Raw genomic sequence first — 24,496 nt, forward strand, 5'->3', positions numbered from 1 at the left:
TAAGGATTCCTAATGTAAGCTCACATTCAAATTCAGTATGATGAAATTTAAATGTTTGAACGTCTTTGGATATTCTCTTTTTTAATACATAACCAGATTTTTAATAGATTTGCTTCCAGCGTATGTGAAAAAATGTTGAACATCAAAAATAGAGAGTCACCCTTGATGTCTCTCCTTTTCCTGATAAGATTCAAGCATGTTAATTACAAAGCCCTAGAACTTATATCTGTTCGGTAATGAGCACCTGTAAAAGATATCTTTTCTACAGACTGGTATGCCAATTTCCTTGCTTCTTTCAAAGTGTCACCAATAGCAGTGATCCCAAGAACACGTCCGCCATTGGTTAGAATCTCGCCTTCCTGTTCAGAGGTTCCAGCATGAAAAACAATCGTTGGATAAGAAACCTGATCCAATCCATTAATTACTTGGCCTTTTTTGTATGGGCCTGGATAGCCGGCAGAAGACATAATCACGCAAACTGCTGACTTGTTTTTCCATTTCACCTCTAGATGTTCCAATTCACTTGAGCTGCTTGCCATTAAGATATCAAGTAAATCCGTTTCTAAAAGTGGTAGAACTACTTGTGTTTCCGGATCACCAAAGCGTGCATTATATTCAATCACCTTTGGACCTTCCTTCGTCAGCATCAAACCCGTATAAAGAATCCCCTCAAAAGGACAGCCTTCTAATGCCATCCCTCTTACCGTTGGTTGGACTATTTCTTGGACGATCCGCTCAACCATTAATGAATCAATATGAGGTAATGGTGCATAAGTACCCATTCCACCTGTGTTAGGTCCCTTGTCACCATCATATACAGACTTATGATCTTGGGCTGGAACCATTGGCTTCACAGTAGTCCCATTTACAAATGCGAGCAAGGTCATTTCTTCGCCCTCCAGAAACTCCTCTACGACCACTCTTGCTCCAGCCGAACCAAATGTGACTTCTTTCATCATACTATTTAGGGCTTCCTCTGCTTCATCCAGTTTTTTTGCTACAATTACCCCTTTTCCGGCAGCTAAGCCATCTGCTTTTATTACGATTGGTGCTCCTTCACTGCGAACATAGGCTAAAGCTTCATCGTAGTTTGTAAAAGCAGCATATTTTGCTGTGGGAATATGATACTTCATCATTAATTCTTTTGCGAACGACTTGCTTCCCTCAATCAGTGCTGCTTCTTTTGTAGGGCCAAAAATCGCTAATCCCTGTTGTTTAAAATAATTGACAATCCCCTTTGAGAGAGGCTCCTCTGGTCCTACAAAAGTAAAATCTATTTGTTCATTTTTTGCAAAATCAGCTAATTTTTCAATCTCTGAAACAGAAATAGATACGCATTTCGCTAATTCTGCGATTCCTGGATTACCAGGAGCACAATAGATTTGCTTAATCTTAGGACTTTTAGACAATTTCCAAACAATGGCATGCTCACGGCCGCCTCCCCCTACGACTAACACCTTCATTCTGCTAATACCTCCTAGTGTTTAAAATGTCTTATGCCTGTAAACACCATAGCGATTTCTCATTTTACTGCCTCCTTACTCGCAAGCATTTGAATCACTTCTGGTAATAGTTGGTGCTCCTGCCCTTGAATCTTTTTTACTAATGAATCTTTTGTCTCATCTGAATCGACAGTAACGACTCGCTGGGCGATAATGGGACCTGTATCCATTCCCTCATCCACAAAATGGACCGTCACACCTGTCACCTTTACCCCATAATTGAGTGCTTGGCCTATGGCATCTTTTCCTGCGAAGGCTGGTAATAAGGACGGATGGATATTGATGATTTTTCTATCATAGGCTTGTAGTAAAACAGGACCCAGCAGTCTCATGTATCCAGCCAATACGATAAAATCGACATACCTTTGTCTTAATATTTCTACAATCTCTTCTTCAAAGGCTTGTTTGTTTGGATAGTCCTTGGCCCTAAAAGTATGCACAGGAATCAGTTCTTCCTTAGCTTTCTGAACAGCAAGGGCTTCAGGGCGGTCGCTAACTAGTAAAACCACTTCAACGTTAGTGATTTTTTTTGATTGGATGGATTCTAGAATTGCTGTAAAATTAGAACCCGTACCAGAAGCAAAAACGGCTATCTTCATACTTACTCCTTCTTGAATACGACGTCTTCGGTTCCTTTTTGCACTGTACCAATTACATGCGCGTCTTCACCCAACGATTGTAGATGCTCGATAATGGCCCGGGAGTCTACAGAATCTACGACTAAAATCATGCCAATTCCCATATTAAAAGTCCGAAACATATCATAATCAGAAATTTTGCCTACATTTTGGATAAAGGAAAAAATTTTCGGGACCTTCCATGATTCACCATTAATTTCAACTTGTAAGCCTTTTGGAAGAATCCGTGGAATGTTATCGTAAAAGCCTCCACCTGTTACATGTACCAGACCAGAGACATTATATTTCCGTATGGTTGAAAGGACGGATTTCACATAAATTTTGGTTGGTTCTAATAACACGTTTCCCAATTCAGATTTTAATTCATCCACATAGTCACCTAATGTGAGCTGAGCATCCTCCAATAAAACCTTTCTGACAAGCGAAAACCCATTGCTATGTACACCACTTGAAGCTAAACCAATTAGGACCTGGCCTTCTTTTACTTTGGTTCCATCAATAACATGTTTTTGATCCACCACACCTACTGTGAATCCAGCAATGTCATATTCCTCGTCCTGGTACATTCCCGGCATCTCGGCGGTCTCGCCGCCAATTAATGCACATCCGGCCAGCACACAGCCATCTGCGATCCCTTTCACGATGGCTTCAATTTTTTCGGGGTTGATCTTACTGCAGGCTAAATAGTCTAGAAAAAAAAGGGGCTCGGCCCCTTGGACGATGACATCATTTACACACATGGCAACAGCATCGATTCCAATGGTGTCGTGCTTGTCCATGGCAAAGGCAATTTTCAATTTGGTCCCTACTCCATCCGTACCGGAAACAAAAACTGGCTCTTCCATCCCCGTTAGGTCTGGCTTAAATAGAGCTCCAAACCCCCCTAATCCGGTTAACACCTCTGGTCGAAAGGTTTTTTTTACATGTTTTTTCATTCGTTCAACTGCTTCATTCCCTGCATCGATATCGACTCCAGCTTGACGGTACGCATCACTCATTTGCTTCTCTCCTTTACGGTAAATTTGCTGAGATTTCATGCATGTTGAACTTTTTTAATAATCCTGAACGCATAATGTCTGGAATAGCATTCCGCCAGGCTGCTTCCAATGCTGCAATCGGCTCCGAGATGACCATTCTTCCATTATGAGTAATTGACAGTTCCTTACCTTTCACTTTACCGATTTCTTTTATTGGTACCTCTACTTGTTTCGCCATTTTCTTTATCCTTTCCGCCTGGTCCGCTGACACAGAAAGAATAATTCTAGATTGAGATTCACTAAAAAGGCTAAAATCTGCTCGAAGTTCTTCTGTTAATTGAATTTCTGATCCCATCTTCCCGCCAATACAACTTTCCGCTATAGCAACTGCTAAACCGCCTTCTGCCGTATCATGAGCTGATTGGACCCATCCTTCTTGAATCACCTTGAGGGTAAAAGCTTGGATATTCTTTTCCAAATCAAGGTTTATTTTCGGTGGACGCCCTTCGATTTTTCCTGTTATTATTTTTTGGTATTCCGAGCCGCCAATTTCTGCTTTGGTTTCCCCAATTAAAAAGATTAAGTCTCCCTCATTTTTAAATTCCTGAGTAGTAATATGATTGATATCTTTAATTAACCCTACCATGCCAATCGTTGGAGTTGGAAAAATAGCTTCTCCTTTTGTTTCGTTATAAAGACTGACGTTTCCGCCAATGACCGGTGTATTTAACTGACGGCACGCTTCACTTATTCCATCTGCAGCCTTTTCAAACTGCCAGAAGATTTCCGGTTTTTCTGGATTCCCAAAATTTAAGTTATCGGTTATGGCTAAAGGCTCCGCACCAGAACATATGACATTACGAGCTGCTTCGGCTACGGCAATGGCTCCACCAACGAATGGATCAAGGTAAACATACCTTCCGTTGCAATCCGTTGTCATCGCCAATGCTTTTCGTGTTCCACGGATTGCCACAACTGCTGCATCCGATCCTGGTATGACCGCTGTATTTGTTCTAACCATAAAGTCATATTGTTGATATACCCACTCCTTATTAGCAATCGTAGGCGAAGCTAACAGCTGCTTTAAGACGGAAATATAGTCGTTAGGTTCATCAATGACTGCAGCTGGATCTAAAGAGGAGTATTGTTCATAATATGGAGCTTCTTTAGATGGCTTACAATAAACCGGAGCATCATCCGCCAGCTTGTCTGCTGGAATTTCCGCAACGACCTCTCCTTTATGAATTAATCGAAGTAGGTTATCATCTGTCACTCGGCCAATAACAGAAGAATGCAGTCCCCATTTGTCAAAAATCTTTTTTACTTCCTCTTCTTTCCCTTTTTTTGCTACAACCAGCATTCTTTCTTGGGATTCTGATAGCATCATTTCGTAGGCACTCATTCCCTTTTCACGTTGTGGGACAAGATCAAGATTCAATTCAATGCCATTTCCCGCTTTACTGGCCATTTCAGAGCTGGAGCTGGTTAATCCAGCCGCCCCCATATCCTGAATCCCCACCACATGACCAGAGGCAATAAGTTCAAGAGTTGCCTCCAGTAACAATTTTTCCATAAAAGGGTCTCCCACCTGAACGGCAGGTCGTTTTGCTTCGGAATTTTCACTCAACTCTTCTGATGCGAATGTAGCTCCATGTATCCCATCTCTTCCAGTTGCTGCACCAACATAAATAACAGGATTGCCAATCCCTTTGGCTACCCCTTTCTGAATTTGATCATGGTTGATTAAGCCAACACACATGGCATTGACCAAGGGATTTCCTTCATAAGAAGAATCAAAGTAGATCTCTCCGGCAACCGTAGGAATGCCCATACAGTTACCGTAGCCAGCAATTCCCGCGACCACATTTTCAAAAATATATTTGGTTTTTGGGTTGTCCAGTTCGCCAAAACGGAGCGAGTTCAATAAAGCAATCGGGCGGGCACCCATAGAAAAAACATCTCGAATGATACCGCCAACCCCCGTAGCAGCGCCTTGGTAGGGCTCAATGGCCGAAGGATGATTGTGGCTTTCAATTTTAAACACGACTGCTTGATTATCTCCAATATCAACAATCCCTGCTCCTTCACCCGGACCTTGCAGTACGTGAGGACCAGAGGTGGGAAACCGTTTAAGGACTACCTTCGAATTTTTATAGCTGCAGTGCTCGGACCACATCACACTAAATATGCCCGTTTCTGTATAATTTGGTCTCCTCCCCAGAATATCGATTACTTTATCAAATTCTTCATCAGTCAATCCCATTTCCCGATAGACTTTTTGCTGGGCGATTTGCTCGGGAGTTGGTTCATTATACTGTGCCATTTTGTTGCCTCCAGTAACTTAAAATAGAAGAGAACATTCGCCTTCCATCATCCGACCCGAGCCATTTATGAACGGCGCGTTCTGGGTGGGGCATTAAACCTAAAACATTTCCTCTTTCATTGATCACCCCGGCAATCTCAGAAATGGAACCATTTGGATTGTTTCCTTTATACCTGAAGACGATTTGATTATTCTGTTCTAAATGCTTCAGTGTCTCTTCGTCGCAATAATAATTTCCATCCCCATGGGCAATGGGAATACGAATGGTTTCGCTTTCTTGATATTCTAATGTGAACGGAGTTTTGTTGTTTTCCACATGTAAATCAATGGTGTCACAATAAAACTTTAAACGTTGATTCCTTTTTAACGCACCTGGCAATAACCCAGCCTCCGTTAGAATCTGAAAACCATTGCAGACCCCAAGAACCAATTTGCCTTTTTCCGCCGCTATTTTTACTTGATCCATTACGGGAGATAAGCTCGCCACTGCCCCTGGACGCAAATAATCTCCATAAGAAAACCCTCCTGGAACCAGGATTGCATCATATTTTGCCAGGTCCGTTTCCTTATGCCATACATACTCTACAGGCTGTTCAATCGTATCTGAAACAGCTTTATACATATCTATATCGCAGTTTGAACCTGGAAAAACTAGTACAGCAAAGTTCAACTTATTTCCCTCCTATCCTTCTAACTTTTTAAGTTCAAATCTATAGTCTTCGATGACAGTGTTAGCTAGCAATTTTTCACACATATCCCTTACTCGTTCTTCGGCCGTCTTCTGATCCTCACTATTTATTTCAAGCTCCATGTATTTCCCAATTCGAACATCTCCGACCTCGTCATAGCCAAGAGAATGCAGCGACTCGTGAACAGCATTTCCTTGTGGATCTAAAACACTCTCCCTTAATGTTACATATACCGTAACTTTAAACATTGATACTACCCCCAATTCTCCTTAGAATTTCTTGATAAGCTTCCTCGACGTTCCCTAAATCCCGTCTAAACCGATCTTTATCTAACTTTTTCTTTGTTTCGGCATCCCAGAATCGACAGGTATCCGGAGAGATTTCATCCGCCAAAATCACATCGCCAGCAGGAGTTTTCCCAAACTCCAATTTAAAATCAACTAAAATAATACCTTTGTTTAAAACAAATTCTTTTAATATCTCATTGATTTTTAGGGCTTGTTCTCGAATTTCAACCAATTCCGACTCATTAGCTAGTCCAAGAATGCCTATATGATCATTGTTAATGAAAGGGTCTCCCAGCTCATCATTTTTAAAGTAAAACTCCACAATTGATTGTAAAAGTTCCTTTCCTTCCTCCCAACCCAGCCTTTTGGCAAGTGACCCTGCTGCTATATTTCGAACCACAACCTCAATAGGGATAATCTCTACTTGCTGTACGATTTGTTCCGTGGCTGAGATTTTTTTAATAAAATGATTGTGCACTCCTTTTTCCTTCAATAAACTAAGAAAAATGGTACTAATCTCGTTATTTAGCATTCCTTTTCCAGCAATTTGAGCTTTTTTCTCCCCATTAAAGGCGGTGGCATCATCTTTATATTCAATCCAATACTTTCCAGGTTCTGATGTTTTAAACACCTTTTTGGCTTTTCCTTCATAAAGCAGTTCTAATTTTTCCACTAAATTCACTCCTCTGCCCCAGCTATTCGTTAATTTCAATACCTATCCATAAAACTTCATCTGGCAACCTGTTTTATGTCCAAATTTGAAGTTTATTGATTTGCAGGACCACTTCTTCGATCGTTGGACCTAAAAAATTGATATGGCCCATTTTCCTATTTTCTACGCTTTCCTTCTTACCATATAAATGAAGCTTGGAAGTTGAAGGAAGCTGATCCATTTTATCTAACACAGCACCTAAATGCTGGCCTAAAATATTCACCATTATAATCGGACTTAAAAGGGTAGTATCGCCTAAAGGAAGTCCACATATTGCCCGAATATGCTGTTCAAATTGTGATGTAATACAAGCATCCATTGAAAAATGACCGGAATTATGGGGTCTAGGTGCAAGCTCATTCACAATAATTTCACCTTCATTTGTAAGGAACATTTCAATGGCAATTAATCCCACAACTTGGAAGGATTCTGCGATTCTCAATGCGACTCTTTCTGCCGCCTTTCGTTGTTCGTCTGTGATTCTTGCTGGCACAATTGACTGATGCAGGATATTATTTGTATGTACATTTTCAGCTACTGGAAAGGTTTTCATTTGACCATGTGCATTTCGGGCAACAATCACCGATAATTCTTTGCTAAACGGAATAAATTGTTCAATGATCATGTCTACACCAGCTTTATTCCAAGCCTCAATAGCAATGGAAATCTGATCCTGACTTCTTATCACCCATTGCCCTTTCCCATCGTATCCTCCAGTTGCTGTTTTCATTACAAAAGGAAGTCCAAGACAATCTATTGCCGAGGTAATGTCATTTTCAGTTTCTATAACCATGAAAGGGGTAACAGGCACATCGCTCGACTGTAAGGTGCTTTTTTCACGAATTCGATTTTGAGTTATTTTAAGAAGCTTGCTACTTTGTGGGACTAACGCAGTTGTTTCTAAGATGGAGGCTACATTAGAGTCAACATTCTCAAATTCGTAAGTAATAACATCTGAGGAATCCGCTAATTCTTTGGCAGCCTTTAACTCTGAAAAAGGAGCTGTGATTTGAAAATCAGCAACCTGTCCACAAGGTGAATCGGGTGTCGGATCCAAAGTAATGAAGCGGTATCCCATATTTCTCCCAGCAAGTGAAATCATTCTGCCCAGCTGTCCTCCCCCTAAAATACCTATTGTTGAGCCGGGTTTAATTACTTCCACAGTGTTCTCCTCCTTTTTACAGCTGTAGTTTCTCCAACGTTTTAATCATTTTATGTTCTCCTGTTTTCCACTCTAAATAACCAAAAAATTTTCCTTTTGACATTACAGTAAATTAGTAGGATAGAAATTTATCACTCGACAAAAATAAGGAAATGATGTTCTATGGGGAGGTTTATACAAATGGATTTAGAAATGCGGGAGAAATGCGGAGTATTTGGGGTGTTTAATCACCCGAAAGCAGCGGATTTAACTTATTACGGACTTCATGCCCTTCAGCATCGCGGACAGGAGAGTGCCGGCATCGTTGCAAGTGATGGGAAAACATTTAGGCATCATAGGGGAATGGGTTTGGTAACCCAAGTATTTTCCCGACAAATTCTTGATGGGCTTAGTGGAAATATGGCCATTGGGCATGTAAGGTATTCCACTTCCGGTGCTAGTTTACTGCAAAACGCTCAGCCCCTTGTCTTTAAATATAGTGAGGGCGATTTGGCCGTTGCCCATAACGGGAACCTTGTGAATGCTAATATCGAACGGAAAGTTCTCCAACAACAAGGAGCCATCTTTCAGACCACAACTGATACAGAAATGATTGCTCACTTAATAGCACGATCAAGTAAAAAATATTTTGATGAAGCTGGGCCTGATGTTCTTAAACGGATCGACGGTTCATTCGCTTTGCTTATCATGACAGATAAACAAATGCTAATTGCCTTAGATCGGCATGGGTTACGGCCCCTTAGCCTCGGAAAAATTGGTGAATCCATCATCGCGGCTTCTGAAACGTGTGCTTTAAATGCAGTTGATGCTAAGTTTTGGAGAGATGTTGAACCAGGAGAGTGGATTCTTGTAGACGAAAAGGGAATAAAAACCGGAAGATTTGCTGAAAAAGGAGAGATTTCCCTTTGTTCCTTTGAATTTGTTTATTTTGCCCGTCCTGATAGTGTGATTCATGGAAGAAGTGTTTTAGCCATCAGGAAAGAATTAGGTCAAATTTTAGCTAAAGAACACCCTACACAAGCTGATGTTGTGGTTGCTGTTCCAGAATCGAGTGTTCCTGCGGCTATTGGCTATTCACAGCAATCAGGAATTCCATATGAAATGGGAATCATCAAAAACCCTTATGCGGGCCGCTCCTTCATTGAACCAACTCAAGAATTACGTGATTTAGCAGTCCGTCTTAAATTAAGTGCCGTTCATGAAATACTTAAGGATAAAAGAGTTGTACTTGTTGACGATTCTATTGTTCGTGGAACCACAAGTAAGCGAATTGTTCAATTGATCCGCCAGGCAGGCGCAAAGGAAGTCCATGTAAGAATCACTTCACCTATGGTAAAAAACCCTTGTTTTTATGGCGTCGATATGCCAACCAAAGATGAACTTTTTGCAAACAAACACGAACATGAACGAGCAATGGGACAATCTATCGGAGCAGATTCATTAGCCTTTTTAAGCACAGAGGGGTTATTAGAGGCAGTTGATGTAAATCTTGCAGATTCAAGCAGTCGTTGTATAGCCTGTTTTAACGGGGCTTACCCAACGAAAATGTATTTGAAATGAACAACCCGATCAAAATTAATACGAAAGCAGGTGACTAAGGGGTATCCTTATCACCTGCCTCCTCTTTTCATTTGATTATCTAAATAATTATATAACTTTCATAGATACAGAAATTTCAAGCTTTTTGAATCGGGACTTGTATTTCAAACATGACTTCATTTGGATTATCCGTTACCGTAATATCCACATGCATGATTTGAAGTGCATCACCCGTGATCCGGTAACCCTTTTGGTCCAGATATGTACATATTTTATTCAAACTTTTACTCCGATTCCTTAACAACTCCCCATTATAACGGATACATGCAAATAACCCTTCAGGAATCATTTTCAGGTACTTTTCTGGAATTTGTTCATTGTTTTTGGCTACGACAAAAATAACAGAGGGATCCTTAAAACGTCGGTCATTAATGTCAGCTTCCTTAATTATGATTCCTAAGCGATTACTGGCAAGTATTGGAGCCTTCTCGGTAAGCAAGGTCTCTAACCTTATAATACTGTAACAAAGTTCCAAATTCGTATTGATATGTTCATTTAACGTAAATAACTTTCGGCTTTTTATTTCACGAACGGTAATTTCTTGAAAAGAATCTTCACTTAAAACACTGTCCAAATACGCTATTTTTTCTTGAATATTTTCCTCAAGCTCAGATAATTCTTTTAGTTTAGAAACAAGTTCGATATGTTTAGCTTTCAGAATGTCCCTCGATTTCTTAAAATTTCGCTGATTGAAATATTGTTTAATTTCATCCGTACTCATCCCGATTTGACGTAGCTCTTTGATCGTCCCGAGTATCTCATACTGAAAAATTGAATAATATCGATAACCTGTTTGAGTATCAACATATTTCGGTTTAAATAAATCAATCCGATCGTAATGACGCAATGTCTCTGTCGTCACCCCTCGTAACTTGGCCATTTCACTGATTGTTAACCTTTCTTTCAAAAAACCCCACCCCTTAAAGAAACAAAAAAGATATAAAAAATGCCATTACAAAACCTATTGACCTTTGTGTAACACAAAGCTTTACCATAATGATACATTAAGTTCAGATTTATCTGAATAGTAAATTTAAAGGAGGTGAAATTTGGTAGATTTGTTTTCCTATTAGAAAACGAACTCTATCGAAAAGATATGTTGTTCATCCAACCAAGGAAAGAAAAGAAGAAACATGATTACGGGCAAACGCCCAAACAGAATTAAGCGAGGATAGCGAGGGAGGAATGAATTTGACTGAAAAAGCAACTCTTAGAAGATCCCTTACATTGTTACAAGTTGTTTTTTTAGGTTTAGCCTGGAATAACCCAATGGTATTTTTTAATACTTATGGAATTGCAGCAGAGAGCTCAAAAGGTGTACTTGCAGGTGCTTATGTGATAGCGTTTATGGCCATTCTCTTTACCGCAGTCAGCTATGGAAAGATGGCGAAGGCACATCCAATCGCTGGCTCGGCGTACACCTATACTCAAAAGTCGATGAATTCTGAAACCGGTTTCATGGTGGGGTGGACCATTTTGTTGGATTATCTGTTGACGCCGATGATTACCTGCCTGATGTCCGCTGTTTTTTTAAGCGCAGAATTTCCAAACATTCCGTTTTCTTTTTGGATTATCATCCTAAATATCGGTATAACCATCATCAGTTTAATCGGGATCAACTTCTCCGCAAATACAAGCAAAATTTTTGTTATCGCTCAAGTCCTTTTTATTGTCGTTTTTGCTATCCTAACCATCAAAAGCGTCTTGGGAGGCATGGGTTCAGGTACACTTGTATCCATTCATCCCTTTGTTAACTCAAATGTTTCAGTCTCTGTCATCTTCGCCGGGGCATCACTTCTCTGCTTTAGTTTTCTAGGTTTCGATTCCGTCACAACATTGTCGGAGGAAACCATTAATCCGGAGAAAACGATTCCAAAAGCCATCTTTTTGATGATGCTTATCATGGGTATTATTTACATCGGTTCATCCTATTTGGCACAGATTGTCTTTCCAGGATTTCATTTCAAAAACACTGATTCTGCAGCACTCGAACTTGTCAAAATGATCGGTGGAAACTTATTTAGCTCTTTATTCATTACTGTCATGATTATCGGGAACTTTACTTCGGGTGTTTCGTCCGTTACGAGTGTTTCTCGCGTGTTGTATGTAATGGGCCGAGATTCGGTTTTACCGAAAAAAATATTCGGCTATATTCATCCACGATTTAGAACGCCATCCACTAGTATTCTAGTTGTTAGTTTCATTTCCTTATTTGGAATTGTACTAAGCCTGGATACAGCGATTACGTTTATTAATTTCGGAGCCTTGATTGCGTTCACCTTTGTAAATCTTTCAGTCATCGCACACTATTATGTGAAGAATCGTAAGCGTTCTTTCGGTGAAACCATTCATTATCTTATTTTTCCGCTTATTGGTGCAGCATTCATCATGTGGCTATGGTCCTATTTGAATATTCATGCGCTCATTTTAGGAATCAGCTGGATGGCAATCGGATTTGTCTATCTACTTTTCTTGACAAAATTCTTCCGTCAGCGGCTTCGAAAGTTACATTTTGATGATGTGAATAATGATTACCTGTTAGTGGAAAGTCAGGAGAAAAGTATTCCTGCCGATTCATAATTTTGGGTTTAGTAGTTAATGAGACATTTAGTATTACAAATAAGTAAAGGATCTTTTCCTATATAGGATGGTGTTACCTAGAATGTATGCATTGGAGTTTCATAATCTATCCTATGTTTTTCCCAATGGCGACAGAGGCCTTTCGGATATTTCAGGAGCAGTGCCATTTAATAGTAAAGTAGTGGTTCTTGGTAGTAGCGGCTCAGGAAAAACAACACTCGCTAATCAATTAAGTGGTGTATTACTACTTAAGAGCGGATCCATTCGATTATTTGGTGAAGAAACTCTATCAAAGCCAAAAAAATTCATCCGAGAACGTATCGGATTTGTAGAACAAGATTTACGCTCATCCCTTTTTATTCGAACCGTCTGGGAGTATGTAACCGCTGGAATCATCAATAAATCACTGCCTAAAGCAGAGAAAATTAAAATGGCAGAGACGGCTCTAGGAATGGTTGGCATGCTTGAATCGAAGTATCAAACCATAAGTTATTTAAACAAGAGTCAAAAAAAAAGAATAGGTATTGCTAGAGCACTTGTAACTCAAGCTGATGTTTTGGTTTTAGATGAACCGATTACCGGCTTGGACCCTGAAGGTTATCGGAGCATATACGCTCTTTTAGAAGGATTACACATTATTGGAAAAACAGTTATCGTTCTGACTCACGATGTCGATTTTGCAGCTAACTGGGCGGATCATCTGTTCCTACTAAGCGAAGGCCGTCTGTTAGCGGAAGGGTCACCCTCTTTGGTTCTTGATGAAAAACTAATGGAAAAAGCGCGCTTGCGATTGCCGATGATGTCACTTCCCTTTATAAACCTTCCTAGACACAAATTGCGTACAATACCTCGAACAGTCGATGAAGCTATAACAATACTTAGAGAATTTGTCCAAAATGAACATTTTACAGGGAGGTTTTAAAGTGGATAATGCAATCTTTGGCCTTATATTACTTTCCGTATTCTTGGGATTACGGCATGGGATTGATTGGGACCACATCGCTGCCATCACAGATTTGGTAGGTGGTGAGAAAGAACAGAAAAAGGGATTTATTTTGGCCTTTTGGTACGCAATGGGTCATGAAGTCGTCATTATTGTGCTTGGAGGAATGGCGGTACTGTTCGGAAGCACACTCCCCTCTTGGGTTGATAACGTGATGGAACCGGTTGTTGGAGTAACACTTATTATTTTGGCTTCTTTCTTATTGCTTTCTCTTTATAAAAACAGCCAAGAAACCATCATGGTTAGTAGATGGAGAATCTTATTTACAGGTTTTTATAATTTGTTTGCCCTAGTTACTGGTCGTTATTTCAAGAAATACCGAGGTTTTGATTCCAGCATCAATATCAACGTCTCCCGTACCGGTTCGTTCGCCATCGGCATCGCTCACGGTATTGGCGCTGAAACTCCTACCCAATTGATGCTGTTTACCGCTGCTTCGAGCGTCGGTCATTTGGATCATGGGATCATCGTGGTTCTAGCGTTTGTCGTCGGCTTGTTGATTTCTCATACCCTGTTGGCCCTGGCTTGTTTTTTCGGGTTTACACGTATTCTCAAGAATAAAATGGCCTTTCGAAGCTTCGCATTTGCTACAGCGATTTACAGTTTAGGCATGGGAATCCTCTATGTCTTTGGTGAATCTTCATTTCTTCCGGCTATTTTTTAGCCGGACGTAAATCATTTAATACTTTACTAGGAGGAATATAAAATGGGATTTTTTGATAATCATGGACTTAAATACAAACCGAGCACAGGATTGGACTCTGAAACCAAAAACGATCTTTTAGGTGTCATTGCCGCCCAAAAAGAAAAGGAAGTTCCAAGAGTGAAAGCAGAGGAAGAAATCAAACGAGGACTAGAATTCGGATTGGAAGCTGCTGAATCCATTGGAGATAGAACGATTTCTTGTTTTTCTAGAGGATCTTTACCACCCTATTCTGGTATTAATACTTTTCTCAAAGTCCCTTATTTAGAAGATGTTCGTGAAGTTGGAAAATATGACGTGGCCTTTATGGGAGTTCCTTTTGATATTGGAACCACTTATCGCTCTGGAACCAGATTTGGCCCGCAGGCGATTCGTCGCATTTCTAGCTTATTTACTTCCTTCTCTTTTGAATTAGGTGTTGATTTAAAAGAGTCACTAGATATGGTGGATATCGGTGATGTATTTACAATCGCCAATATTGAAAAAAGCTTTGATCAAATTACAAAAGCCGTATCACATGTATTTTCTTCGGGAACCATGCCCATCATTTTTGGTGGAGATCACGCTATCGGTTATCCGTGTTTGCGTGCCATTGCCGAAAATGTTGACGGGAACGTTGGAATCATCCATTTAGATCGCCATATCGACATGGGTGAAAAGGATATGGATGAAAGAATGCATGGTACACCTTGGTTCCATGCCACTAATATTCCGAATGCTCCGGCTTCAAATCTCGTACAAGTGGGTCAGGGTGGATGGATTAGCCCACGTGAAGGCTATTCCAATGCTGGAAAAAGAAATACTACTATTTTAACCATGACAGATGTGGAAACGATGGGTATTGAGAAAGCAGCTGAAATTGCTTTGGAAACGGCCTGGAAGAATGCAAAAGCCGTGTATTTAAGTTTTGATATCGATAGTCTCGATCCTGGTTTTGCTCCTGGAACGGGTACACCTGAACCAGGCGGTTTCTTACCACGCGAAGCATTGAAATTTTTACAGCTTGTCGCTAAAGAAGGCGTGTGCGCGATGGAAGTTGTGGAAGTATCACCTCCATATGATGTCAGTGACAAAACCTCCCTGTTGGCAGCCCGAGCTGTTTTAGATGTCTTGGGTACAATGGTGGCAAATGGGAAATTAGGTAAAAGAAATTTATATTCTGAAAAAACCATCCTGCGATGATAGAATGAAAAATATCGCTAAACCCTATTTTATATAAAAGCTAAAATAACCTTAGCCCTATAGAGTTCAGGGCTAAGGTAGCTTAAATAGTGCACCTTTTTATATACTGTCTGCTTGACGGGGGTAGGACTACACCTCAATAGAACATCTTTTTCTATTGAACATTATCCTATTTTCTCCTCTGTCCCTATTTCTGAAGTCACATCCTCAATGGAAACAAACTCCTCCGACATTGGACGAAGTTTCTTGGATCCTACTAAGAAATAATAGACAATCGCTACACCAAAAATCGTCAGAATCACACCCGCCAAAGGCAGCTGCACTCCAAACAATGGAAGAGTTGTCGTTAACACGCTGTATTTAACCACGCAGAAAAAAGAGAAAACACCCAATACTAATGCTATCGCCGGTACCACCGGATAGCTCACCTTAAATGGTCTTTCCAAGTTCGGCTCTTTTTTCCGCAGCACAAACAACGAAACCATACTTAAGCAGTACATCGTAATCGCACCAAAAACGGATAGGATAATCAACGCATTTGCAAAGTTTGCTGAGCCTGCTGCGATCACTCCAATCGCTCCAGGAACAATCAAGCCCCAATGCGGCACTCCGCGTTTTGATAGATTAGACAAAAACTTAGGCAGGTATCCTGCACGAGCCAGGGCAAACGTTTGACGGGAATAACCAATAATAATACCATGTAAGCTGGCAATTAAACCAAATAAACCGATAATGGCAACAGATTTTGGGATAAAGCTGCCTTCTCCATAAATACTTGCCAATGCCTGTGGAAGTGGATAATCCGCCGGTTTACCGGTACCGCCACCAAGTCCTGCCGTTACGACTAAAGTTAAAATCGTTGCCACACCAAGCGTTAAAATCCCGGAAATAAAGCCTTTTGGAATATCCTTCTTCGGGTCGCGCACCTCTTCTGCTGCCATCGCTCCCCCCTCAATCGCAAGGAAGAACCAAATGGCAAATGGAATCGCTCCCAAAACACCGGACCAGCCATGACTAAAAGCCATATCATTAAAGATATTGGATGATTGAATATGAGGTAAACCGGCCACATAATAAATTGCGAGACCGATTAGTGCCAATACCGTTGCCACTAGCTCAATGATAGCGGCACCTTTTACACCGATGAGGTTGACCAAAATAAATAAAATAAACATTCCGACCGTTGCATAAACGGCATTAATGCTTGGGATTAAGAAATTGATATACGCTCCAACCGAAACCGCAATCGCTGGAGGGGCAAACACGAATTCCAGTAAACAGGCTAAACCGGTTATAAAACCCATAAACGGCCCCATTGCCTTTCGGGCATAGGCAGACGGCCCGCCTGCATGAGGGATGGAAGTTGAAAGCTCTGAATAACTAAAAATGAAGGTCGTATAAAAGACAATAATAATCAGTGCGGCAATGCCGAGGCCGATGGTGCCGCCTGATTCAAAACCATAGTTCCAGCCAAAATATTGGCCGGATATTACCATCCCTACGGCAATACCCCAGAGATGGATTGGTTTCAGCGCTTTCTGTAAATGGTTGTTTCCCTGCTCCATAAACCCTTCCCCTTTCATAGTAAATCTCCTGGAAATATTAAACGAAAACAATATCCCCCTACAAGACTATTTCCAAAACTAGTAGTTTCTAGTTTAATATAGAATTGTAGAAGGACTCACAGGTTATATTATCCAAATATTATAGTGTCTTCAATATCGACATGACATTGCGAACAGATTGGGCTGATTGATCCAGGGCTGTTTTTTCTTCAGGGGTTAACGTAATTTCAATGACCGTTTCAATCCCATCGCCGCCAAGGATCGTTGGAACCCCTAAATATAGATCCTGATAGCCATATTCCCCTTCCAGATAGGCAATACATGGCAAGATTCGTTTTTTGTCCTTTAATATGGCTTCAGCCATTTGGACCATCGAAGCTGCCGGTGCGTAGTAGGCACTTCCTTGACCTAGCAAACTGACAATCTCGCCGCCGCCTTTACGCGTTCTTTCCACAATCGCTTCAATTCGGTCAGGCGGGAGAATTTTATCAAGCGGGATTCCGCCGGCATAAGAGAAACGAACCAATGGGACCATATCGTCCCCATGCCCGCCAAGGACAAATCCCGAAATATCCTCCACTGACACATTCAATTCCTGTGCAACAAACGTGTTGAAACGCGCAGTATCTAAGACCCCGGACTGACCGATAACCCTATTTTTAGGAAAACCAGTTGTTTTGTAGCAAACATAGGTCATCGCATCAACGGGATTACTTAAAACGATAATATAGCTATCCGGCGCATATTTTTTAATATTTTCCGAGACTTGCTCGATAATCTTTGCATTGGTAGAAACCAAATCATCCCGGCTCATCCCAGGTTTCCGCGGCAGTCCTGCCGTGATTAACACCAAATCAGCATCCTGTATATCCGCATAATCTGAGGTACCCGTTATATTTGCATCAAAGCCTTGGACAGGACTGGCTTCCAGCATATCCAGTGCCTTCCCTTTGGTCGGATCATTTTGAGACGGAATATCAAGTAGAACGACATCTCCTAATTCTTTTTGCGCAACCATCAGCGCTGCAGTTGCACCAGTAAATCCTGCACCAATCACGGCAATTTTTTTACGTTTGAACGCCATGTTTCTTCCTCCATTCTTTTAAAAATTATTCCGTTTGAGCTGGAGGCTCTTCTTGTTTTGCTTTTTGACCTCTTTTTGCAGGTTTAGGTTTCTCCTCGACCTTTTTCGGCGTCTGCGCCAACATTTGCCCTACTCCCTCATCCGGACGGGGGATCACATGCGCCGTTACCAGCACCCCGACACTTTGAGCTGCATACTTGCCGGCATCGACGGCTGCCTGGACTGCTCCGACATCACCTTCTACTAAAATCGAAACGAGTCCGGCATCCACATTTTCTTTTTTAACTAAACGTACATCCGCTGCTTTGACCATTGCATCTGCGGCAACGATCGAGGCAATCAGTCCTCTAGTTTCAATCATTCCTAAGGCCTTTGACATCGTTTACGCACCTCCTTCTACATCAATCGAATCGATAATTCCGATAATGACAGCATCAATCGGCATTCTATGGTCACCGATAATATTTGCCGCTGCACTTCCCGTTGTGACCATCACTTTATCTCCGACTCCGGCACCAATCCGATCCACCGCAATAAACGGTGAAAGGATAGGCGCCCCGGATGGAAGCTCCGGCTGGACAAATAAATATTTTAATCCTGTTAGATTCTCTTCCTTCCTTGTCGCCCACACATTTCCAATCACCGTTCCCACTATCAAAAAATCATCCCCTTAAACTAATCCATAACCTGGATGGTTTTTTTCAACTCTCTTGCGGCATCCCGTGCCATTGGAGTCACAATTGTGCCTTTGTGAACCGAAATCATCTCGTGCTGCCATGCCTGCACATCTCTTTTGGTTAAGAGATTTTTTTGAAAATGAACTTCTTTTGGTTTCTTTTGTTCAGGTGATCCCAGATTGGTAACAGGCTGGGGTTTTACGAAAGGTTCCCCATCCTTAACAAGGAAACCAGCCTGACCGCTTGTAATGAACCCGGCATTAGCTTCATCAGTATCGATATGCATCTCAAGCCGATATCTCGGTGAAACCCTTATAAGTACTTTTTCAAATGAAACCGGGCGTTCCCCTTCTGTTCGGATTCGTACATATTCGCCGTTTTCTACGGCAAAATAAGCGGCATCCTCAGGGTGCATATGAATATGAGCCTGGGCAATGATCAGTCCTTCATTTTTAAAAATACTTCCCTTGGGCCCTACCAGGGTAATTGGTGCAGAACCAGCAATATTGCCCGATTCCCTTACGGGCGGATTCAACCCAAGCTTTACTGCATCCGTTCTGCTGACTTCCACTTGTGTTAAAGAACGGGCCGGACCGAGGATTCGCACTTTTTCAATGCTTCCTCTTGGTCCGACGATGACCACCGTTTCATTGGCCGCAAATTGACCGGGCTGAGACAAGTCCGCTTTTTTCGTTAACTCATACCCTTTTCCAAATAGCGTTTCTAAATCAGTTTGACTTAAGTGGCAATGGCGGGCAGAGACAGCCATCGGGATTGTACTTTCTCTGGAGTCCTTTTTTAACAATTGCTGAATCACTTCTTCAACTACCGTTCGAATGGCTTGTTCGTTCATCGAATTGGCTCCTTACTACTTACACTTCTACTTCTAATTTTGGTAAAATGCTCTCCAATTCGTTGTGTGGACGTGGGATGACATGAACAGATAATAGTTCTCCAACACGTTCTGCTGCTGCCGCACCTGCTTCAGTTGCCGCTTTAACCGCACCTACATCTCCTCGGACAAGAACCGTTACAAGCCCGCCGCCAACATGTACTTTACCGATTAAATGTACGTTTGCTGCCTTTACCATTGCATCTGCTGCTTCCACGGATGCTACCAAACCTTTTGTTTCCACCATTCCTAATGCAGTTAATTCTCTAGCCATTATAAATTCCTCCTATTAATTCATTTGATATTTTTTTAATACTTGATTTACCAATTCAGAAATGACCTGCGGATCTAGCTGGCCCGATACATTCACATTGCTTAATACCTGATTCACAATCTCATCTACATGGTTGCTGGCACCCCAATGTGGAACAGTACTTTTGCTGGATGGTTTTGGAACGTCTACCTCTTTTGTTCCATAGGCCATTCTTTTGATATTGATTAAATGGCGGGCCGTTAGATTGTCTGAAGTAATATTACCACCAAATGATCCACAGCCAAGTGTCAGCGATGGCATCAATTCTGTTGTGGCTCCAACCGCACCTATGGATGAAAGAGTATTCACCATCAATCGTGATACTGGCATGAATAGCGCAAATTCACGGGCAACCTTGTCATCATCGGTGTGAAGCGATAAGCTATGACCCATCCCGCCTAAATTTAAGATTTTCACACACAGCTCTTTTGCACTTTCATAGCTTTCTGCTGTATAAATTGGAAAGATCGGCGACAGTTTTTCAATGGAAAAAGGAACATCCTTCCCTATCCGCGTTTCTTCAGCAATTAATATCGTTGTGTCGGCTGGAACGGAAATACCCGCTAATTTCGCAATTTTGACAGCACTTTGACCAACAATTGCCGGATTCAGCTTTCCTGGCAATGGTGAAATCACCTTTTCTAAAAGTGATTTCTCCTTCTCATTTAAGAAATAGGCACCATTCTTTTTAAGCTCCCTTACGGCCATTTCTTTCACATTCTTGTCAACCACAATGGCCTGTTCCGTTGCACAAATCGTGCCGTTATCAAACGTTTTGCTTTGAACAATCATTTTGACCGCTTTTTGGATATTGGCGGTTTTTTCGATATAGACGGGCACGTTCCCAGGACCGACCCCATAGGCAGGCTTGCCTGAACTGTAGGCAGCTCGGACTAAATCTTTTCCTCCAGTTGCTAAAATCAAATCAATATCACGATGACGCATTAATTCAGTAGTTGCTGCCATTGTTGGTTTTGAGATCCACCCGATAATTCCAGCCGGCGCTCCCGCTTCAACGGCTGCCTCCAAACAAATCTTTAAAGCGGCAACTGAGCATTTCACTGCCCGCGGATGCGGACTAAAAACGATTCCATTTCTTGTTTTTAAGGCGATTAATGCTTTAAAAATCGCACTTGAAGTTGGATTTGTCGTTGGAATGATCCCGGCAATCACTCCAAAAGGTGAGGCGACTTCCACGATTCTCTTTGTACGGTCCTCGTTAATAATTCCAACTGTCTTTTCGTTTTTAATAGATTCATAGACAGCAAGTGAACCGACGTCATTTTTCATTTTTTTATGTTCGACCACACCCATCCCGGTTTCTTCGACAGCCATCTGGGCTAATTCAAGTGATTTGGCAGCAGCCGCTTCGGCAGCCCGTTTTACAATTTCGTCGACTTGTTCTTGAGAAAACGCCAAGTACTTTTGCTGTGCTTCTTTTGCTTTCTGAAGTGCATCCCGCATTTCTTGAATGGATTGGAGATCTAAATCAAATGGCAACAGGGACACTCCTTTCTCTCTTGTTTTTTATAAAATTACACGTAAGCAGCATTTATCCGCCAATCAAATAGGGAATCTAATACTGTCGTGGATTTCTCGCAATCTCGATAATCACATCACGAAAAGCATCTGCTGCTGCCTGGCATGCCGATTGTGACCCGGTCAATAGTCCTCCACCAAAGTTTGTTTCCGAAGGCGGTCCAAAAAACTTCACCAGCTCTACATCCGCAGCCTTTAACGCCGCATCAATTCCATACACTGCCTCAAGCGGCGGAGCAATCAAATAGGCTAGTGCTTCTCCTTGATTAATCCCTGCCTCAGCTGATAGATAAGAACCGGTTCTTGCCACCACATGGGCATACAATGCATGGCTTTTTTCGTCATTTATGGCTTCAAAATACGCTTCATTTTCTGCGGTTTGAATCACCGCATCCATCCCGCTTTTCACTTCATCTGGACTTGGACCGGCCAACACGCCGATCATTTCCCCAGATAATGGCCCTGAGGCATGCGCGGAACCTGCGTAGAAGGACTTTGCATAGACAACCTCAACATCAGCGCGTTTCGTTGCTTCATCTAAAGCTGTATAGCCGACATCGTCAATCGTGGAGGTAAAAATCGCTAAACTCCGTTGATGGGGCTTTAACTGAAACTGTGCGGCTAAAGCAGGGTCAACATTTGGAATAATCCGAACAGCCAAGATTTCTGCATGAATTCGTTCTAATGCCATTTATTAACCCTCCTCTTATTGCTCTTTTTGTACCAGCGAAACACCGCTAGCTTCATATTTTAATATTTTTTGCACAACCGTTCCGATATAGGCGCCGGCCTCTACCGGTGGAATGCCACCCTTATGAATATTGGAGATGACCATCCGGTCGGCCTCAATGGTGCCTTGGCGTGGTTCGTAACAGAGATACGCACTTAACGATTCCGCACTCACGAGCCCTGGACGTTCACCAATCAAGTAAACAATCACTTTTGGTTTTAGGAGCTCCCCAACATCATCCATTGCCGCCACCCGGCCTTTTTCGATAAAAAATGGGGTTCCGACATCGAGCCCTAAGCTTTGAAGCGATTGATTAAGAGATAAAAAGACATCCTCTAAATTTTCCTCGACCGCTTTCGAACTTAAGCCGTCAGAAACAATAATTTGAACAGTTGGAGACTTTTTACATTTTTGATCAATTAATTGCTTTGCCTCATCAGAAAGCTTTCGGCCGAAGTCAGGGCGGCGGATATAAACCTCTTTGTCGGAAACCCTTGTATTAACTTTTAATAAAGATAAGCTTTCAAGAATTTTCGGGTCGACATCACCATAAACGGCATCAACTGCCGCCGCATGGTCAAAGCGAAACTTCAGCCAAGTGTCCGTTTTGGGTCTTAATCCCGCACGGCCGACGCCTATTCTTGCCGGTGTTTTGCTAATTAACAGATCCAGCTCTTCCTTATTAATCGGATTTTCAATTCCTACAGGCGGCTTTGGTTCAAGAAGTATTTCTTTTTCCTCGACTGACACCACGCAGCTCGTACTTTGATTGCATTCTGATTCAACATGATTCGCCCGGTGGTTCCAAAATTTCACTTCCACTTTTGCCGATGCATTATCGTTCGCCTGTTGCTTAACTTCTTCCACCGCCGCACCGCCAACAGCGGTCTTCGTCTGCAATTTTTCAACCACCATTTTCGTGATTTGTTCCACTAATTCAGGATTCACACCCTACACCTCCTATCGCGAAAAAATCGTCGGGTCGCCTGCATATTTACTTAATTTCCCGTTTTCAAATATCCCCATTTTCTCCAGCCATGCTTCAAATAATGGTGCCGGCCGTTTATTCAGCGTCTGTCTTAATGTCGCAACATCGTGATAACTTAAGCTCTGGTAATTGAGCATACAATCATCACCCATTGGCGCAGCGATAATAAAATTCACCCCGGCCGTGGAAAGCAGCACGCTAAGATCTTCAATGTCATTCTGGTCTGCTTTAATATGGTTCGTATAGCAAATATCAACGCCCATTGGAATGTCATGCATTTTTCCCATAAAATGATCTTCAAGACCGGCTCGAATTACTTGTTTGTTGTTGTACAAATACTCAGGTCCGATAAAGCCGACTACAGTATTGACAATATACGGGTCATAGTAACGGGCAAAGCCATAATTTCGGGATTCCAATGTCAATTGGTCGATATCATAATGAGCTTCGGCAGATAATTCCGAGCCTTGACCTGTCTCAAAATACAAGCGTTGTGGACCCGTTCCTGTACCGTATACTTTTGCCATTTCATTGGCTTCCTCCAAGAGTGCAGCGGTAATCCCGAATGAACGATTCGCCGCTTCGGTTCCGGCAATACTTTGGAAAATCATATCTGCCGGCGCCCCCTGCTGGACCGCTTTCATTTGAGCTGTCACATGGGCAAGCACACAGTTTTGCGTTGGAATTTCCCATTTTTGAATAAAGTCATGTGTCGCATGCAATAACCGTTTGACACTTTCAACGGAGTCATCTACCGGGTTTATTCCAATTACGGCATCTCCAATCCCATAGGCAAGCCCCTCTTTCATGGAGGCCATCATCCCTTCGACATTATCCGTCGGATGGTTCGGCTGCAGCCTGGAGGCTAAGACTCCTTTTTGACCAATCGTAATATTGCATTTGGTTAACACTTCAATTTTATTGGCGGCATGGACTAAATCGAGGTTGGACATGATCTTTGCCACCGCTGCAATCATTTCACTATTCAGACCTCGGCTGAGACGTTTCAAGTCTTCACCGGTTGTTGTATCGTTCAGGATATACTCTCGAAGCTCCGAAACAGACCAATTTTTAATCGATTGATAGACGGGTTCGTTGATCTGACTCTCGATAATCCTTGAAACCTCATCCTCTTCAGGAGATAGCAAAGGATTTTCCCTAATATCTTTTAGTGTTAAATAGCTCAACACATGTTTGGCTGCAATTCGTTCCTGAACCGTCTCAGCAGCGATCCCTGCTAAGCGGTCGCCGGATTTCTCTTCATTTGCTTTCGCAAATAAATCTTTTAGTGAGGTAAATTGATAGACGGCACCTAAATAGGTGGACTTTAATCTCATAAGAATGCCCCCTT

General features: G+C 41.9%; 24 protein-coding genes. 5 read left to right on the forward strand and 19 right to left on the reverse strand.

What is annotated here, in order from left to right:
• Positions 1–203: 203 nt before the first annotated feature.
• The 8 genes from purD to purK all read right to left on the reverse strand — a co-directional run bounded on the left by purD (position 204) and on the right by purK (position 8,290).
• Complete coding sequence (gene purD, locus AC59HZ_RS18330) at positions 204–1,463, reverse strand: phosphoribosylamine--glycine ligase (protein WP_496547232.1); 1,260 nt, start codon at positions 1,461–1,463, stop codon at positions 204–206.
• Between the two features lie 59 nt (positions 1,464–1,522).
• Positions 1,523–2,101 (reverse strand): phosphoribosylglycinamide formyltransferase, encoded by a 579-nt coding sequence (gene purN / locus AC59HZ_RS18335; RefSeq protein ID WP_496547233.1) that lies wholly within the window; start codon positions 2,099–2,101, stop codon positions 1,523–1,525.
• Positions 2,102–2,103: 2 nt separating this feature from the next.
• On the reverse strand, positions 2,104–3,138 hold the full coding sequence (purM, locus tag AC59HZ_RS18340) for a phosphoribosylformylglycinamidine cyclo-ligase (protein WP_496547234.1): 1,035 nt from the start codon (positions 3,136–3,138) through the stop codon (positions 2,104–2,106).
• Positions 3,139–3,151: 13 nt separating this feature from the next.
• The gene (gene purL / locus AC59HZ_RS18345; RefSeq protein WP_496547235.1) at positions 3,152–5,440 is read right to left on the reverse strand and encodes a phosphoribosylformylglycinamidine synthase subunit PurL; all 2,289 of its coding nucleotides are present in this window, start codon (positions 5,438–5,440) and stop codon (positions 3,152–3,154) included.
• Positions 5,427–6,110, reverse strand: a complete 684-nt coding sequence (gene purQ / locus AC59HZ_RS18350; protein ID WP_496547236.1) for a phosphoribosylformylglycinamidine synthase subunit PurQ — start codon at positions 6,108–6,110, stop codon at positions 5,427–5,429. The genes purL and purQ overlap by 14 nt, the downstream gene beginning before the upstream one ends.
• Before the next feature lie 12 nt (positions 6,111–6,122).
• The gene (gene purS, locus AC59HZ_RS18355; protein WP_496547237.1) at positions 6,123–6,377 is read right to left on the reverse strand and encodes a phosphoribosylformylglycinamidine synthase subunit PurS; all 255 of its coding nucleotides are present in this window, start codon (positions 6,375–6,377) and stop codon (positions 6,123–6,125) included.
• Entirely contained in the window at positions 6,370–7,089 is a 720-nt protein-coding gene (gene purC, locus AC59HZ_RS18360; RefSeq protein WP_496547238.1) for a phosphoribosylaminoimidazolesuccinocarboxamide synthase, read from the reverse strand. Before purC ends, purS begins: the two co-directional genes overlap by 8 nt.
• 73 nt (positions 7,090–7,162) lie before the next feature.
• Positions 7,163–8,290, reverse strand: a complete 1,128-nt coding sequence (purK, locus tag AC59HZ_RS18365) for a 5-(carboxyamino)imidazole ribonucleotide synthase (protein ID WP_496547239.1) — start codon at positions 8,288–8,290, stop codon at positions 7,163–7,165.
• A 180-nt stretch (positions 8,291–8,470) separates the two neighbouring features.
• Here purK and purF point away from each other — a divergent pair, with 180 nt between their 5' ends.
• Positions 8,471–9,850 carry an amidophosphoribosyltransferase gene (gene purF, locus AC59HZ_RS18370; RefSeq protein WP_496547240.1) on the forward strand — a complete coding sequence of 460 codons (1,380 nt, stop codon included), beginning with the start codon at positions 8,471–8,473 and terminating at the stop codon, positions 9,848–9,850.
• A 115-nt stretch (positions 9,851–9,965) separates the two neighbouring features.
• On the opposite strand, the gene AC59HZ_RS18375 is transcribed toward purF, so the two are convergent.
• Entirely contained in the window at positions 9,966–10,796 is an 831-nt protein-coding gene (locus AC59HZ_RS18375; RefSeq protein WP_496547241.1) for a MerR family transcriptional regulator, read from the reverse strand.
• 284 nt (positions 10,797–11,080) lie between these two features.
• Here AC59HZ_RS18375 and AC59HZ_RS18380 point away from each other — a divergent pair, with 284 nt between their 5' ends.
• The 4 genes from AC59HZ_RS18380 (at position 11,081) to AC59HZ_RS18395 (ending at position 15,357) form a co-directional block, all read left to right on the forward strand.
• Positions 11,081–12,469: an APC family permease gene (locus tag AC59HZ_RS18380; RefSeq protein WP_496547242.1), complete on the forward strand. Its 1,389-nt coding sequence runs from the start codon at positions 11,081–11,083 to the stop codon at positions 12,467–12,469.
• Between the two features lie 67 nt (positions 12,470–12,536).
• Complete coding sequence (locus tag AC59HZ_RS18385; RefSeq protein ID WP_496547243.1) at positions 12,537–13,391, forward strand: ATP-binding cassette domain-containing protein; 855 nt, start codon at positions 12,537–12,539, stop codon at positions 13,389–13,391.
• Between the two features lies 1 nt (position 13,392).
• The gene (locus tag AC59HZ_RS18390) at positions 13,393–14,136 is read left to right on the forward strand and encodes a hypothetical protein (RefSeq protein WP_496547244.1); all 744 of its coding nucleotides are present in this window, start codon (positions 13,393–13,395) and stop codon (positions 14,134–14,136) included.
• 42 nt (positions 14,137–14,178) lie between these two features.
• Complete coding sequence (locus AC59HZ_RS18395) at positions 14,179–15,357, forward strand: agmatinase family protein (RefSeq protein ID WP_496547245.1); 1,179 nt, start codon at positions 14,179–14,181, stop codon at positions 15,355–15,357.
• Positions 15,358–15,521: 164 nt separating this feature from the next.
• Here AC59HZ_RS18395 and eat read toward each other — a convergent pair whose 3' ends face one another.
• From eat to AC59HZ_RS18445, 10 genes are all read right to left on the reverse strand, one after another.
• Positions 15,522–16,922, reverse strand: coding sequence for an ethanolamine permease (gene eat / locus AC59HZ_RS18400; protein WP_496547246.1), 1,401 nt, complete (start codon positions 16,920–16,922; stop codon positions 15,522–15,524).
• A 139-nt stretch (positions 16,923–17,061) separates the two neighbouring features.
• Entirely contained in the window at positions 17,062–18,006 is a 945-nt protein-coding gene (gene mdh / locus AC59HZ_RS18405; protein WP_496547247.1) for a malate dehydrogenase, read from the reverse strand.
• A 25-nt stretch (positions 18,007–18,031) separates the two neighbouring features.
• Entirely contained in the window at positions 18,032–18,385 is a 354-nt protein-coding gene (locus tag AC59HZ_RS18410) for a BMC domain-containing protein (RefSeq protein ID WP_496547248.1), read from the reverse strand.
• Positions 18,386–18,388: 3 nt separating this feature from the next.
• Positions 18,389–18,664 (reverse strand): EutN/CcmL family microcompartment protein, encoded by a 276-nt coding sequence (locus AC59HZ_RS18415; protein WP_496547249.1) that lies wholly within the window; start codon positions 18,662–18,664, stop codon positions 18,389–18,391.
• Between the two features lie 17 nt (positions 18,665–18,681).
• Positions 18,682–19,536, reverse strand: a complete 855-nt coding sequence (locus AC59HZ_RS18420) for a phosphate propanoyltransferase (RefSeq protein ID WP_496547250.1) — start codon at positions 19,534–19,536, stop codon at positions 18,682–18,684.
• Between the two features lie 19 nt (positions 19,537–19,555).
• Positions 19,556–19,849: a BMC domain-containing protein gene (locus AC59HZ_RS18425; protein ID WP_026564963.1), complete on the reverse strand. Its 294-nt coding sequence runs from the start codon at positions 19,847–19,849 to the stop codon at positions 19,556–19,558.
• Positions 19,850–19,864: 15 nt separating this feature from the next.
• Complete coding sequence (locus AC59HZ_RS18430) at positions 19,865–21,388, reverse strand: aldehyde dehydrogenase family protein (protein ID WP_496547251.1); 1,524 nt, start codon at positions 21,386–21,388, stop codon at positions 19,865–19,867.
• Between the two features lie 76 nt (positions 21,389–21,464).
• Complete coding sequence (gene eutL / locus AC59HZ_RS18435) at positions 21,465–22,118, reverse strand: ethanolamine utilization microcompartment protein EutL (RefSeq protein WP_496547252.1); 654 nt, start codon at positions 22,116–22,118, stop codon at positions 21,465–21,467.
• Positions 22,119–22,133: 15 nt separating this feature from the next.
• The gene (gene eutC, locus AC59HZ_RS18440; protein WP_496547253.1) at positions 22,134–23,105 is read right to left on the reverse strand and encodes an ethanolamine ammonia-lyase subunit EutC; all 972 of its coding nucleotides are present in this window, start codon (positions 23,103–23,105) and stop codon (positions 22,134–22,136) included.
• 12 nt (positions 23,106–23,117) lie between these two features.
• Positions 23,118–24,482 carry an ethanolamine ammonia-lyase subunit EutB gene (locus AC59HZ_RS18445; RefSeq protein WP_496547254.1) on the reverse strand — a complete coding sequence of 455 codons (1,365 nt, stop codon included), beginning with the start codon at positions 24,480–24,482 and terminating at the stop codon, positions 23,118–23,120.
• Positions 24,483–24,496: the final 14 nt, after the last annotated feature.

The organism is Neobacillus sp. DZ-9, from assembly GCF_059587065.1.